The sequence below is a fragment of the Mesorhizobium sp. 10J20-29 genome (genome assembly GCF_054130485.1).
In genome coordinates, this window is sequence record NZ_CP199156.1 from 3,345,324 (window position 1) to 3,360,582 (window position 15,259).

Sequence of the window (15,259 nt, forward strand, 5' to 3'; positions counted from 1 at the left end):
CCGAGATTCGTATTCGTTATCAGTGGCTTGTGAGTTCGATAGCTCTCGACCCTGACAGCGACCGTTGCGTCAGATGGCAGGGGGAACCGGCTAACATCCCGTGCTTCAAGCGAAAACTACGTTCAGCTGGGGTTCAACCGGTAATAGCTGATCCGGCAGAAGCAGTTTTATCGAGTGCCGGGCCGGCCGGCGGTTCTGCAATACGTCTAAACTGGACCCGTCCGCTCGGCGCCCTGGCGGGCGCCACGCTTCTATCGTTCGCGGGAGTACAGGCGGCCAGTGCCGACAATACCGATTGCAGCGTCAGCGGCAGCGTGGCGAATTGCCCGGAAGTTCCGTCGGACGGCGTGCGCTACACGACCGGCGTCAAGACGATCAACATCACCGGCGATGCCGGCAGCGCGACCACGGTCGAGTCGGGGGTAGAGGGTATCTATCTGACCGAGAGCGGGGGCAGTGGTTCGACGTCTACGACGCCAAACTATGACTTGAGCAAGAAGGTCCAGCTCGACCTTATCCCTGATGAAGACGACACGCCGGACACATGGGTACTGGCGGATAGCGCCAATCAACCGATCCTATCGGGCGGCCACTACATCATTGTCGTGGGCGATGGCACATATTCCATAAACAGCGTCGTCTACGCGTCGGCTGACGCGCTGACGAGGCACCTGACCGCCTCGAACACTTCGGGCGGAACGGTTTCCGGCAGCCTGACGATCAACAACCCCAAGCCCTATCCCGGCCCCGTGGGCGGTATCGTTACCGCCAATGCGGATGGCATCCTCATCAGGTCGACGGGCGGCAATGGCGGCAACGGCGGGTGTTCGACGGTGCTCGTCTACACGTGGTGCAGCGACGGTAAGACGGGTGGCAGCGCAGGCTCGGTCGTCGTCAACAGCAATGGCGCAATCACCGTCAATGGCTCGAGCGAGAACCAGTATGGCATTTCGGCCGTCAGCCAGGGTGGCAATGGCGGTAATGGTGGCGGGTCGTTCGGCCTGTTTGCGTCTGACGCGGGTGCAGGCGGCGTGGGCGGCGCCGGCGGCGCAGTCGAAGTCCGCCTCGGCCAGGATTCCGACATCACGACGAACGGCAAGTACGGCCATGGCGTTTATGCGGTTAGTCGCGGCGGCAAGGGCGGTGGTGGCGGAACGCCGTACGGCGCCTATGCAGGTGGCGACGAAGGCGGAAGGGGTGGCAATGCAGGCAGCGTCGTGGTCGAAAACGACGGAAAAATCCTGACAAAGGGCGAGGCGGCCTATGGCATTAACGCGTCCAGCGTCGGTGGCCTGGCAGGCGACGGAAGTGATGCCTTCGGCATCGGCGCCGACGGCGGCGAAGGCGGCGGGTCATCACAAGGCAAGCCGGTCACCGTGACCAACCGGGGCTCAATCGAGACCCAAAACAGCAATTCCATTGGAATCTTCGTGCAGTCGGTCGGCGGTGGCGGGGGCGACGGCGGAAGCACTGGCGGCGTGTTCTCGGTCGGCGGCAACGGCGCCTCGGGCGGCCCGGGCGGGACGGTCAAGGTCTACAACAGCGGCAGGGTGAAGACAGGCGGTGCGGTAGGTGGCGCGGGGGACGACGCGGTTGGCGTATTCCTGCAGAGCGTCGGTGGCGGAGGCGGCAACGGCGGCGGCGCCGTAGCGGTGGGCGCGGGAGCCTCGTTGGCGATCGGCGGCAACGGCGCAATCGGCGGCGCCGGTGGCACCGTGACCTACAATCCCCTCGACGGCCTGGCCGACGCGAATGGTCTGCAATCGGCAACGATAGAAACGACCGGCGACCGGTCCCACGGCATCCAGGCGCAATCGGTCGGCGGCGGCGGCGGCAATGGCGGTTACGCCTATTCCGGAACGGCGCCGGTCGGCGGCATATCGGCAAGCATATCGCTGGGCGGTAAGGGCGGACCGGGTGGCGCGAGCGACGCGGTCATCGTCAACGAGAAGGGCGTCATTACCACGGCGGGCGACCAGTCGATCGGCCTCTTCGCGCAGAGCGTCGGCGGCGGTGGCGGCAATGGCGGCGGCAGCGTCGCCGTAGCGGCCGGCGGAGGCTACAACCTATCGCTGGCGATCGGCGGCAAGGGCGGCTCGGGCGGCGCCAGCAGCACCGTCAACGTCGACTCCGTGGGCGTCATCGATACCAAGGGCAAACTGTCGCATGGCATCATGGCGCAAAGCGTCGGCGGCGGCGGCGGCAATGGCGGTTTCAGCGTTGCAGCTTCACTCGGCGGATTCTCGGCATCGGTTGCGCTCGGCGGCGCCGCCGGAGTCGGTGGCGTCGGTAGTGACGTAACGGTTGGCACCTCAGCCGGAAACGTGGCTGACGCCCGGATCAGCACCGCGGGCGAAGGCGCCATCGGTATCCTGGCGCAGTCGGTCGGCGGCGGCGGTGGCAATGGGGGCGTGGCTGGAACGGTCTCCGTCGGTTCGGGCGCGGTCGGCGTTTCGCTCGGCGGCGCGGGTGGCGGCGGTGCGGTCGGTGGCACAGTCGCGGTAACCAACAGGAATGTCATCACGACCCGAGGCAATACCGCTTCGGGCATCTTCGCCCAGAGCGTCGGCGGTGGCGGCGGCAATGGTGGCGCAGCACTGTCGGGAACCGGCGGCATCGTCGGCATCTCGGTCGCCGTGGGTGGTTCCGGTGGTGCCGGCAGCGATGGCGGCGTGGTGAACGTCGACAATTTCGGCGCGATCACGACCGGCTACCAGACGGTCACGCTGGTCGACGACGAGCCCGTGGTCGAACTCTTCGGCAGCCGCTCCTACGGCATCTTCGCGCAGAGCGTGGGCGGCGGCGGCGGCAATGGCGGCTTTGCGATCGCAGGCGCGGTCGGCGTGGCTATCCCCGACGTGCCGGCCGGCGCATTCGCCATCTCCGTCGGCGGCGCCGGCGGCTCGGCGAGCGACGGCAAGCAGGTCACGGTCAACAATAGCGGCAGCGTCGAGACCTTCGGCCTCGGCTCGCATGCGATCTTCGCGCAGAGCGTCGGGGGTGGCGGCGGCAATGGCGGCTTCGCCGGGGCCGTGGCGATGACGGTCGGCAATGGCGCCGCAGTCGGCGTCGGCGTCGGCGGATTTGGCAGCGGCGGCGGCAATGCCGGCGTCGTCACCGTCAACACATACGACCCGACGAAGTCGATCACCACGCATGCCGACGGCGCCGACGGCATTCACGCGCAGAGCGTCGGCGGCGGCGGCGGCGACGGTGGCTTCGCGGCGTCGGGAGCTTTCGGCTTCGGTGGCGAGAAATCAGTCAACGTGGCCGTGGCGATTGGCGGCGCGGGCGGTGCCGGCGGCACGGGCGGCAACGTCAATGTTACCAATCGCCAGAAAATCACCACTAAAGGCCAGAATGCGATCGGCGTGATGGCGCAGTCGGTCGGTGGCGGCGGCGGCAATGGCGGCATGGCGGTTACCGGCACGCTGGCATTTTCGGAAACGGCCGGCGCAGTAGGCGTCTCTGTCGGCGGCGCGGGCGGCACGGGCAGCATTTCCGACAAGGTGACGGTCGACAATTACGGTGCGATCACCACCTGGGGCCTGGATTCGATGGGTATCCTCGCACAGAGCATCGGCGGCTCGGGCGGCAATGGCGGGCTCGCGATCGCGGCCCAAATGACGGGTTCGAGCAAGAACGCGGCAACGGTCGGGGTGAGCATCGGCGGCGGCGCGGGGAACGGTAACTACGGTGGTGAGGTTGAAGTCACGAATCGTGCTCTCGGAACCATCCTGACCAACGGCCTGGGCGCACACGGCATCAAGGCGCAGAGCATTGGTGGCGGCGGCGGCAATGGCGGCATGGCCGTCACCGCGCAGCTCGGCGTCTCGAGCGGCAGCGAGGCCCAGGCGTCAAAGACCCTGAATGTCGGCGCCAGCGTTGGTGGCAACGGCGGAACCGGCGGCTACGGCAACCCCGTTCACGTCACCAATGATGGTTCGATTACCGTCAAGGGACCGGCCGCCACAGGCATCTTCGCCCAGAGCGTTGGCGGGGGTGGTGGCGACGGCGGCGGCGCCGTCAGTGCCGTCGGCATGCTGACGGACTCGACCAACGCGTCATCGCGATCCGTTGTGGCCACCGTGGCGATTGGCGGCGAGGGTGGCTCCGGCAACTATGGCGGCGCGGTAACAGTTGACAATAACGGCTCGATCCTGACCGAGGGGGTCAGCGGCCATGGCGTCTACGCGCAGAGCATCGGCGGTGGCGGCGGTGTTGGCGGTCGCGCCAACACGCTGCAACTGGTGGTTACCAAACCGGTGCCCGTGGAAGGCGCCGATGCGATCACCAACAAGAACAACATCCAGCTCGGCGTGACCATCGGTGGTGGCGGCGGAACTGGCGGTTATGGCGGCGATGTCGTAGTCAACAACCACGGCACGATCGAGACCAAGAACGAACTGTCTGATGGCATCTACGCGCAGAGCGTCGGCGCCGGCGGCGGCGATGGCGGCAACGGCGCGCTTGGACCGGAAGGGCTGTTTCCGCTGCCCGGAGGAACGGTCGTCATCGAAAAGGCGCTCGGGGTGTTCGGCCTCCAGGGTTCGGTCAAAAAGTACAAGAACCTCCAGGTCGTAGTCGGCGGCTCCGGCGGTGCGACCGGCGATGGCGGAACCGTCGAGGTCAACAACAACAAGAACATCACGACGCGCGGCTCCAACTCAAACGGCATCTTCGCCCAGAGCGTCGGTGGCGGCGGTGGCGTCGGCGGCAAAGCGGCGATCGGCCTGACCGGCCTGCTCGGCCTTGGCGGCGAAGGCACGGGCGGCGGTGACGCCAAGCTCGTCAAGGTCAATCAGTATGGCGGGGCAACGATCGAAACTTTCGGCGTGTCTTCCTATGGCGTCTTCGCGCAGAGCGTGGGCGGTGGCGGCGGTGTCGCCGGCAATGTGGATCGCATGTTCGCCAACAAGACGGACGTGGGAGCGTTGGATCTGCCGGCGCTCAACGTTGGCGTCGGCCTGGCTTTCGGCCGCGATGCGGGCGGCGGCGGCGATGGCGGAGCGGTCGACGTCGATGTCGACGGCATCATCAGGACGCATGGCAACAGCGCTGCCGGTATCTTCGCGCAAAGTGTCGGCGGGGGCGGCGGCATGATGGGCGAGCTCGGAAACGATGTTCCCGTCCTCAGTCTGCTCAGCTGGCAGCTGGGCAGCAAAGGCGATGTCGGCAATGCCGGACAGGTCGATGTTGACCTGACGGGAACGATCGTCACCGCGGGCAACAGCGCCACCGGCATCTTTTCCCAGAGCGCGGCGGGTGCAACTGGCGGCGGGCACGCGGGCACCGCCGGCAATGTAAACGTCACGGTCAACGGCTCGGTGCTCACTGGACAGGTGCTCGTCGAGGAGGAAGACGGCACCATTGAAGCGCCGCTGCGCGGCCTTGGCTCGACCGCGATCTTCGCGCAGAGCGCTGCAGACAACAACGCCAACAACGGCAACGTGGTCATTGCAATCAACGGTGCAGACGCCATCGTCATGGGTGGCCGCAGCAACCGGATCAGCACCGATGACGGCTATGTCGGCGTCGGCGTCTGGATCATGGACGGCAAGACGAACACGCTGACCAATCAGGGACTGATCACCACGGTCGACGGGGTCGACGGGGGCTATGCGATTCTGGCCTCCGGCAGCGACCTGGACCATACCGGCGGCAACGAGGCGGTCAGCAATTTCGGCACCGTGACCGGCTCCTTCAACCTGGGCGCCGGCAGCAACAGCTTCACCAACGAGATAGACGCCGTGTTCAACTCCGGCCGCTACGCGAGCGTCGGCGCGGGCCAGACACTGACCAATGCTGGCTGGATCTCGCCCGGTGGCGCGCGTCGCGTCATGACCACCGACGTCACCGGCATCTTCTCCCAGTCCGCTTCGGCCACCTATGGCGTCGACATGGACATGGCCCTGACGACCCTGCTTCCCGTCCTGCCGCTGGCCCCTGCCGAGGCGGACGTGCTGATCGGCAGCGAGGCAATGTCGTTCGACGGTCTGGTGGACCTGACGCTGCTCAATGTCGGCAACGTCCTGCCAGGCGATCACAAGGCGCTTCTCGCGCGTTCCGCGACGTCGCTGGACGCCACCGGGCTGCAGCTGTTTGCGCCCGCCAGCGCGGTCGCAACCTACGCTCTCGACAAGAGCGTCGCTGCGGATCTTTCGCTCGATTACGAGATCGACTTCTCGCCGGAAGGAATGAACCAGAACCAGAGCGCGCTTGGCGAATATATCAACCAGGTGCAGCTGGCCGGCGGCTCGGTGCCGCTGGAGCCGGTCATAGAGGCGCTCTTCTACCTGCCGGATCTGGAAGCCTATTCAGGCGCCTTGGACCAGTTGACGCCTGAATCCTATGCCGTGAACCAGATCTCCTCGGTGACCGGTTCGGTGCAGTTCGAAAACACGCTGATGAGCTGCCGGGTCTATGGCGGCACCGAAAGGTTCACCGCCGAGGGCGAGTGCGCCTGGGCGTCGGCCTTCGGCGGCGAAGCCGTTCGCGACACCACGGCCGGCAATTTCGGCTATGAAAGCAGCTGGGGCGGCCTCAGCATGGGGGCGCAGGTGGCCGTCAATGACGTCATCAAGGCAGGCGTCGGCGTTTCTTATGCCCGCTCCAGCTTCGACATTGGCGACAACGCCAGCGGCTCCGGCATTCACTGGCAGGCCGGCGGCGTCGTCAAGGCGGTGATGGGCGCAACCACTCTGGCCGGCTCGCTGACCGGCGGCACCAGCAGCTACGACATGGGCCGGCTCGTCGACCTGCCCAACGGACCGACCTACCAGCTGCGCGGCGATCAGCGGATCGACTACATCGCTGCTCATGCACGGCTTTCGCATGCCATCGCCAATGACAGCGGCTATATCCGCCCCTATCTCGACGTCGGCGTGACGAACGTTCGCGCCCGTGCCTTCAGCGAGACCGGCGGTCCGGTCGCGCTTGACATCGTCGGCGGCAGCGACACCTTCGTGTCCATCGAGGGCGCGATGGAGTTCGGCGCCGAGTTCCGGGCCAGCGAAACTACTGTCGTGCGGCCGTTCGCCTCGATCGGCATGCTGGCGTTTCCCGCAGGCACCTCGCCCGGCGTGTCGGCGACGTTCAGTGAGGCTCCGTCGGCTGCAGCACCGTTCAGGACCGAGGCAGATATGGACAAGGTGTTCGCCGAGGCAAGGCTGGGCTTCGATGTGGTCTCCGAAGGCGGCATGACATTTCGTGCCATGGGCGAAATCCAGGTCGGCGAGACCTCGCACAGCTATGGTGGCAACCTCAAAATCGGGGTACCCTTTTAGGCAACTCAACGGCCGGCGGCCCGCGCCGGTCATTGCCGTTCGCCTCCAGGAGCATTCAATGTCGCCCACCAGACATCTCAGACGGGCGCTTGCGCCGACCCTTCTATTTTGCCTCGCTACGGCCGCGCCGGTGCTCGCCCAGGAAAAGCCGGCGCCCGCCCGCCCGCCTGCCTGGGCCTCGCAATGCGCCAGCGCGTCACGCGCGGCACCCCTCGAATGCTCCATCGAGCAGCGCCTGGTTCTCGAGGGCAGCGGCCAGTTCCTGGCCCGCATGGTCATCAAGCAGCACGCGCCGGGCCAGACGCCGGTGATGATGCTGCATGTGCCGCTCGGCGTCTCGCTGCCGGCCGGGCTGCGGCTCAGCGTCGACAATGCGACGGACACCATCCAGCTCGCCTACCAGACATGCGACGGCGCCGGCTGCTACGCCGCGGAGCAGCTCAGCACGCCGGTGCTCGCCGCCTTGAGGGCGGGCAAGGAACTGGCGCTTCATTTCGAGGATTCCGCCAAGCGGCCGATCGACCTGAAGTTCGCGCTGACGGGCTTCACCGCAGCCTATGACGCGATCAACTGACCTGAGGTGGCTGGTAGGTACCCTCGATGGGGCAAAGGCCAGCAATCTGAATGGAGAGACCTGCACTAGAAAATGTGTCGATTTCTGACTAAGCAGAATCGTGTCATAGTGCCCCAGCACTGTGTGCGAGGGAGGGACATTGGTCGAGCGAGGGTCTTTTAGTAGCTAGTAGAACTGGCTGGGCAGCAGGCCCAGCCAGAAAAAAGTTTGACAAAGGCGCGAACTAACGCTGGCAGTTCGACAACGGCGCATACCCGGCATCATACCAACGTCCGGAAATCCCGCATGACTGGGATTCGACGGGGGCACGAGCCAGGATATCCGGATTTCCCCCTTTCTTGGCGGCCTTCTCCCAAGCCTTTCCGGCCTTCTTGGCGGCCTTCTCCCAAGCCTTTGCCGCCTTAGATGATTTGCTGCCTGGGTTCTGGATGGATAGAGATGTCACTTGCTCAACGGACTTTTCTTCCTTCTTGGCGGCCTTTTCCTCGTCCTTCGCCGCCTTATTCGCGGATTTGCTGTTCGAGTCCTCGATCGATTGGGATGTCACTAGCGAAACAGACCTATGCTCCTCGACAGCCGCGTTTTCCTCAACAGCCTCCGGCGCTTCAGAAGCCTTCTCCTCCTCCTTCGCAGCCTTCTCCTCTTCTTTCGTGGCTGTCTTCTCTTCCTTTTCGGCTGACTTCTCCTGCGTCGACGGCTGTTCGGCACCGCCGCCAGTAGACGAGGACTCCGTCTCTCCACCGGTCTGCGGAGTCTCGGTGGTCGTCGTCTCCGTAGTCGTACCCTTACCCTTGTCCTTGTCTTTTGCCGATGCGAACGCAGGGCTGCTGCCCATTATCAGCGCTGAAAGAAGTGCGGGGGTTGCAACTGCGATCCAAAAGCGCTGCGGCGACAATCTTACCATAACTCTATCTCCTCACGGGATCCCGGTTTACTGGTTGGAACTCACACCGGACGGGATGATCGGGCGCCTGATCGTTCTGCCTGTTAACCCATTGTTAAGGAATATAACTTGCGATAGATCGCCTATATCGATAGTTATATTCCACCTAATTAAACACGCTGGCGAATGAGGGCGATATCGAAAGCAGGCTCCTTGCCTAGGTCCAACTGACGGGATGCATTAGGGAGACCGAGCCGCTGAGGCAGAAGGCAGCGAATGCAGTTCTTGATATACCCCCTCAGCGGATGATCGCTTGGGCGAGGGTGACGCTGGCTGGTTTTGCTCTTCTGGCAATTTACGTGGATCCCAGTCAGCCGGCCTATCGCGCCGAGACCGTGTATTCGATCCTCGTCATTTATTTCATTTATTCGGTCGCGCTACTCGCACTGGTCGCCGATCGCTCTTCGCGCTACCTTCCCATGCTCGTACATGCGGTCGACGTCTGTACGTTTGTCCTCCTGATGCATCTGACCGAGGGGCCGACCAGTCCCTTCTTTCTGTTCTTCGGCTTCGCGCTCCTATCCGGAACGCTGCAATGGAACTCGCAAGGGGCTATCTGGACGACTCTGCTACTAGTCGTTCCGCTCGGCTTGTTGAGCTGGTACGCGATAATTGAGACTGGAGCGAAGGACGAACTAAACCGTGTCATCATGCGCGCTTCGTATCTTGTGGTTGCAGGTGCGCTACTCGCGTATGTCGGCGCATTCCGTGAACGTGACAGGGGGCGGCTGAAAAAGCTCGCCGCATGGCCACAGGAGCGTCCCTCAGCGAGCGACATGATCGTCCTCGACCGCACGCTTGCACATGCCGCCGACATTCTTCAGGCGACGCACATGGCCGTGGTGTGGGAAGATGCGGAGGAGCCGTTCTGGTACACTGCATACTGGGACGGCAAAACGTGCTCTTCCGAGCGGGTGGCTTGGGCGGAATTCGGTCTCCTGACCGATGCCTCGCAAGCTGATAAGACACCTGAGACTATTGGTTCTTCGGCACCTGAGTCTGCGAGTTCAGGTGGGCGGACCGCGCTTTCTGAAATGCTGCTTCGAAAATTTGGGGTTAGCGACTTTGCCGCTGCTCCTTTGAAAAGCCCCAATTACTCCGGGTACGTTGTCGCGCTGGATTACAGCACTCCAAGTACTGGTCTTTCCGCGCTGCTGGCGATCGCATCAGATCGCATCGCGATGCAGTTAGAAGATCAGTCACTCCGGGCTCAAATCGCAAATGCTGCGTTGGTGCGGGAACGACAGGAGATCGCGCGTGACATGCACGATGGGTTGCTTCAGGATCTGACCGCCGCACAGTTGCGGCTTCGCCATGCGGAGGATGTTGGGACGGTAGATGACGATCTGACGGCAATAAGGCAGATACTCTCTCGACAGCAAATGCGCGTCCGTTCTTTTGTCGAAAACGTGCGATCTCAGCAATTGGCCGTTCAACTCGTCAATCTTCAGGACGAGGTTCAAGCCCGCCTGTCGGAACTGCGTAACCAATGGGATCGAAATATCGATCTGGACTCCCAACTTGGTACCTTGGAGGTGGCCCAAAGCTTCGGGAACCAAGTCTGCTTCATCCTGGCAGAGGCGATCGCAAATGCTGTGAAGCATGGTGCTGCGACACAAATCAAGATCACGATTGGCACGGTCGATGGGAGTATTCGTGTACTGATCAGGGACAACGGCGTCGGGATAGCCGAGCTTTCAGGGACATACAGTCATCAAGACATTTCTAACAGCTTTCTCGGCCCCCGGATGGTTTTGACCCGATTGGAGTCTATGGGGGGAGAGCTTTGCCTCACCAGCGGACCGAAGGGCGTTCAACTCGACCTACGGCTGCCGATTCCATGAGTACCGTGAAAAAAACCGTCGTGCTCGCTGACGATCACCCGCTTCTGTTGCGCGGTATTCAAGACATATTCCTCTCCTGCTCGGAATTTACCATCGTTGCGGCCTGCGCTGATGGGGCCAATGTCATGGTGGAACTCAGACAGAAGCTCCCAGACCTTGCCGTTATCGACGTGGACATGCCACTTTTGAATGGCCTAGGTGTTCTTCGGCAGATCAGGGCTCATGCGCTCCGCACCCGGGTCATACTCCTCACGTCTTCCATCACCGACGCGCAGATTTTTGAAGCTATCGGATTGGGTGTTTATGGTTTGATGCTAAAGGACAGTGCTGCAGATCAGCTATTGGAATCGCTAAGGACTGTCGCTGCTGGCCGCCGCTGGTTGCCACGGGAGATGATTGACGCAGCAATGGCTCGCGAGAGCGAACGAAGGTTTGTTGGACGGCGTATTTTGAGTGAACTGTCCCCGCGCGAAGTCGAGATCATGCGGATCGTCGCTGAGGGACAGCCGAATAAATTGATCGCGCGACGCCTCGGGCTGACAGAGGGTACCGTGAAGATACATCTCCACAACATCTATCAGAAGCTCGATGTCGCGAACCGCACTGCACTTGCGTGCCTGGCATCCAACCATAGAGACTTGCTGTTTCCGCACTGACGCCTTTGGCAACAGCCACCAAACCGCGACCGCGCCTTGCCCTGCCGATTGCAGCATCGCCGCTTGCAATCTACGCAAAGCCACCTGAAATGCCCAGATCCCAAGGCCACAGTTCTTTACCGCAGTCGCCACACAGTTGAAAACATATCTGGCGGGCCCCAGAACTACAGTCACCCAGTTGCCTCGGATCGCTAACCGTCATCAGGCTGCCATGAGGGGAGGGCCATCCCACTGCTCGGTTTCCAGGTTCAATGTTTCTGCATCGGTGTGCCAGGTCTTGACGGCATCGGATGTCAACGTGCCGATAGTCACCTAGTCCGCCGGCATCTGCTGCGGCAGGTCGCAAGGGCGACCACAACCCAGTACGACCCACACGCGAAAAGGCCGGACGCAAGTAAGCAAGCATATCGATGGAAGATAGATCATCGATAATGGAGACAGCAAATGGCGCACGGTCTTTATCTCTACGGACGAGTTTCGGCGGCGATCACGACGTGTCTGGTTGTCGGTTTCAACGGTGCGTCGGCCAATGCACAGGAATCGATTGTCAGTGCCTGCTCGGGCGTGAGCCTGCCAAGGTCGGTGGTCACCGATATAATGACACCAGTCCTCGAAGGCGCAATTGTTCCGGTGGAGGCGACCGTAAATCCGCTGTTGGCGACTGTCGAATTGTTGGCGGGCCTGCCTGTCGCGTCGCCTTTGAGCATAGACACGTCCGGCTTGTTGCTCGGGGCTGCGTCTGGCGACCCGATCTCGCTTTCCGTCCTGGATGTCAATGGTGGCGTGGTCGGTCCTTCAAACGAATGCGTTGCCACGTCGGATGCCATATCGCTCGATAATGAAAGGGGCGTCTCAATTGGCGGAAACAGGGTCACGGGCCTCGGCGAAAACGGGATGGAGGCTAATGCAGGCGAGTTCAATTCTATCGCCATCGGCAACAACGCGAGCACTTCCGCAAGCGCTACGGGCGCTATCGCCATTGGCCAAAATTCGGATGTGCAGGCAGATGCAGCGGGTTCAATTGCCTTGGGGCAGGGCGCGACGGCGAGCCAGGCAAACAGCATCGCGCTCGGCGCCAACTCACTGACAAGCGGGGCGTTGGCAGCGCCTGCTTACAATCCAGGTGCAGGGGTTTTGGCGGGGGCGAGGGCTTCTGGCGAGGTGTCCATTGGCAACGGTATCGAATTTAGACGGCTCACAAATCTTGCCGCCGGAGCCGCAGACACGGATGCAGCCAATATTGCGCAATTGAGAGCGGTTGATGAAAAGATTACCGATCTCGGCGACTGGGTCTTGCGATATGACACGACGTCGAAGGAGTTAGTGACGCTAGAAGGCGCGTCTGGCACCACGATCGGTAATCTAGCTGCTGGGGTTGTGTCGGCGGTATCCACCGAAGCCGTCAACGGTTCCCAATTGCATGGCCTCTCACAAAGCGTCGTCAATCATTTTGGCGGTGGTGCCGCAGTAAATGTCGACGGCACTGTCACTGGCCCGACCTATGCAATAAGGGGCGGATCGTACTCGACGATCTACAACGCCTTTGAGGCCGTGGACAACGAGATAACCAACGTCAACACACGGATCGACAACATCGACATCACCTTTGGCGAGGTTAGCGATCGGGCCGTGCGTTACGATGGCGTCGCGGGCGCTCCGAAAGACACAATTACCCTGGAAGGAACAAGCGGCAGCCTGATCACCAATCTGCGCCCAGGTCTGTTAAGCATGGCATCGACTGATGCGGTAAACGGATCTCAATTGCATGCAACGAATGTGTTGCTTGCCGAACTCAGTGACCATGCAGTCCAGTACGACCTCGACATAGACGGCAACAAAAAGAACATCGTGACACTCCTTGGCGGCGACCCGTCAACCCCGGTCGTGGTCAAGAATGTCGAAGCTGGCGTCGATTCAACAGATGCGGTGAATGTCGCTCAACTCGAGGACGGGATGAGCACGACGCTTCTCATGGCCAATACCTATGCGGATAGCCTAGCATTCAATTTCGGTGACGATGTTGTCCAAACCTCGGTCACCATCGCCAATCAGTATACGGATTTCAAGGTAGGCCAGCTCTCGATGGAGATTGATGGCATTAGGAGCGAGGCGAGACAGGCGGCGGCAATCGGCTTGGCAGCATCGTCGATCCGGTACGACAATACGCCAGGCAAGCTTAGCATCGGCATGGGCGGTGGCTTCTGGCGCGGCGAAGGTGCCGCTGCATTCGGGGCGGGGTATACGAGCGAAAGCGGAAGGGTGCGGGCCAATGTTTCGACGACCGTTGCAGGCGGCAATTGGGGAGCAGGAGCGGGCGCCAGCTTGACGCTAAACTGACATGACCGCCACAACCAAGACCCTGTTCGCAGTTTTCTTAACAGCAGCCTTTGCTGGCGCCGCGACATCGACTGGCGCCAGTCCCAACATCTACACTGTCAAAGCACCAGAGATTGCTATCCCGTCGGGCGCTACGCTTGGACACGTCAGACGCGTCATCCAACCCTTTGAGAACTGGACGCTGATTTGCGACGAGAACATCCAAGCTCAAACAAGAGTGTGTAACGTCACGGAAACTCTGGTCGACCGCGACGGCTTTACAATCTTCAGCTGGACGCTCGCCGCGACGGAAGACGGCGCGCCTCTATTTATCCTTCGGGCGCCACACACTGTAGGCTCGGCTGGACTTATCAAGGTGCAGTTTCCCAACGTGAAAGAGAAAGCCGTGTCTATAAGGGCGTGTGACGACAAGGTGTGTGTCGGCACTCTATTACTGGATTCCGGTATGCGTCGGCAGATCGCCACGGGTGAGTTGGTCAAAATTTCATTTGAGGCAGGCCAGTCTATCAAGCTGGATGCGCCACTGGCAGGCCTTACAGCTGCAGTCGAAGCGATAGAATAGGGCTGCCAACGCGACTTGGATCGGGGAGCTTGGGGGGGGGGGGTGCTGCTTCCCTGGCCACGTTCCAAAACCGGTCTTGCTCGGTCCTGCGATTGTGCATTCTCGCCGCCGGTCAGCCGAGAGACACGGATTCCGATCGCTACATCAGTCTCCCCTACGCAACACCCCGCAAGATAGGATGTAATATAGGATGTAGATCCGTTCATTCGGTTTGTGTTCGATGGTACGTGGCAAGTGTCCCAAGGCTGGGAAGCCAATCTCTAGGCGCAACCGAATGCGCGCTGCGGTTGTGACAAAGCCTAACAGTCCGTTCAACGTCCTGCAGCATAGTACTGGTGCGGTTGTTGTGGTTCGTACCCGCATCCTAAAGACCCGTTGCTCAAGAGCACCCCAAACGAGCAACGGGTCATCCCGGGTGAGAGAGTGATGTGTGTCCAACGAAATGCGTTAAGGCAGGAAGTAAATGCGTTGCAATTAGCCCAAACCAAGCTTTCTATTGAGATAGAATGTGCGTGAAATGTAAATTTCCGCATTTGTTCGGTTGACATCATGGCAATCCAAAGGAATTCTCGAGCGGGCTCAAAGCGTGTCTGGATTTGATTGCGCCTACAGACCGGGAGAACGGGTCTCCCATGATGGACCAGTGTTGCCCGGGGCGGGGATCGGCAAGACTTTCGTTGAGAACGGGTTGCGTCGGGGACTGCATTGTACAGTTAGCTACTGAGGCCGGAATCTAGACAACGCGACCGGGCTTACTGAGCCGAAGTACCTGCTAGTTTATGTTGATCTCGCGTATCAGACTCGTTGTGTCACGATGGGATGGCAAAGGGGAGCAATTACATGCCTAGATGGGATCGGCCATCAAAAATGGAAAATATGCAATACATGCAGTCAATGATACGGGAGTTGCGTGACTTGGCTGCAGCAAACAGTACTCCGGTGCTGGCGTATCTGTTGGAGATCGCTTACCTAGAAGCAAGCGATAATGTACGCGGAATGTATTCCATAGCAGCGTCGACCTCGGGTGATCTTAAAAATCGGAGGGCTGCGCCTCGAG

The 15,259-nt window shown here is 61.3% G+C and carries 7 protein-coding genes; 6 read left to right on the forward strand and 1 reads right to left on the reverse strand.

Features of this window, described 5'->3' with window-relative positions:
* Positions 1-347 precede the first annotated feature (347 nt).
* Both ACT2BZ_RS16020 and ACT2BZ_RS16025 read left to right on the forward strand, forming a co-directional pair.
* A complete protein-coding gene (locus tag ACT2BZ_RS16020) occupies positions 348-7,286 on the forward strand; it encodes a hypothetical protein (RefSeq protein WP_457936121.1) in 6,939 nt (2,312 codons plus the stop codon).
* A 58-nt stretch (positions 7,287-7,344) separates the two neighbouring features.
* On the forward strand, positions 7,345-7,860 hold the full coding sequence (locus ACT2BZ_RS16025) for an invasion associated locus B family protein (RefSeq protein WP_457936122.1): 516 nt from the start codon (positions 7,345-7,347) through the stop codon (positions 7,858-7,860).
* A gap of 223 nt (positions 7,861-8,083) precedes the next feature.
* On the opposite strand, the gene ACT2BZ_RS16030 is transcribed toward ACT2BZ_RS16025, so the two are convergent.
* A complete protein-coding gene (locus tag ACT2BZ_RS16030) occupies positions 8,084-8,764 on the reverse strand; it encodes a hypothetical protein (RefSeq protein WP_457936123.1) in 681 nt (226 codons plus the stop codon).
* Positions 8,765-9,066: 302 nt separating this feature from the next.
* On the opposite strand from ACT2BZ_RS16030, the gene ACT2BZ_RS16035 reads away from it, so the two are divergent.
* From ACT2BZ_RS16035 to ACT2BZ_RS16050, 4 genes are all read left to right on the forward strand, one after another.
* Entirely contained in the window at positions 9,067-10,647 is a 1,581-nt protein-coding gene (locus tag ACT2BZ_RS16035; RefSeq protein WP_457936124.1) for a sensor histidine kinase, read from the forward strand.
* Positions 10,644-11,303, forward strand: a complete 660-nt coding sequence (locus tag ACT2BZ_RS16040) for a LuxR C-terminal-related transcriptional regulator (protein WP_457936125.1) — start codon at positions 10,644-10,646, stop codon at positions 11,301-11,303. The genes ACT2BZ_RS16035 and ACT2BZ_RS16040 overlap by 4 nt, the downstream gene beginning before the upstream one ends.
* A 444-nt stretch (positions 11,304-11,747) precedes the next feature.
* On the forward strand, positions 11,748-13,640 hold the full coding sequence (locus ACT2BZ_RS16045) for a YadA-like family protein (protein WP_457936126.1): 1,893 nt from the start codon (positions 11,748-11,750) through the stop codon (positions 13,638-13,640).
* A gap of 1 nt (position 13,641) precedes the next feature.
* Positions 13,642-14,202 (forward strand): invasion associated locus B family protein, encoded by a 561-nt coding sequence (locus tag ACT2BZ_RS16050; RefSeq protein WP_457936127.1) that lies wholly within the window; start codon positions 13,642-13,644, stop codon positions 14,200-14,202.
* Positions 14,203-15,259 lie beyond the last annotated feature (1,057 nt).

What these genes read in the sequence shown, in the direction of transcription:
- ACT2BZ_RS16030 (WP_457936123.1), bottom strand. Translation starts at nt 8,764, where the DNA reads ATGGTAAGATTGTCGCCGCAGCGCTTTTGGATCGCAGTTGCAACCCCC.
- ACT2BZ_RS16025 (WP_457936122.1), top strand. Translation starts at nt 7,345, where the DNA reads ATGTCGCCCACCAGACATCTCAGACGGGCGCTTGCGCCGACCCTTCTA.
- ACT2BZ_RS16050 (WP_457936127.1), top strand. Translation starts at nt 13,642, where the DNA reads ATGACCGCCACAACCAAGACCCTGTTCGCAGTTTTCTTAACAGCAGCC.
- ACT2BZ_RS16040 (WP_457936125.1), top strand. Translation starts at nt 10,644, where the DNA reads ATGAGTACCGTGAAAAAAACCGTCGTGCTCGCTGACGATCACCCGCTT.
- ACT2BZ_RS16045 (WP_457936126.1), top strand. Translation starts at nt 11,748, where the DNA reads ATGGCGCACGGTCTTTATCTCTACGGACGAGTTTCGGCGGCGATCACG.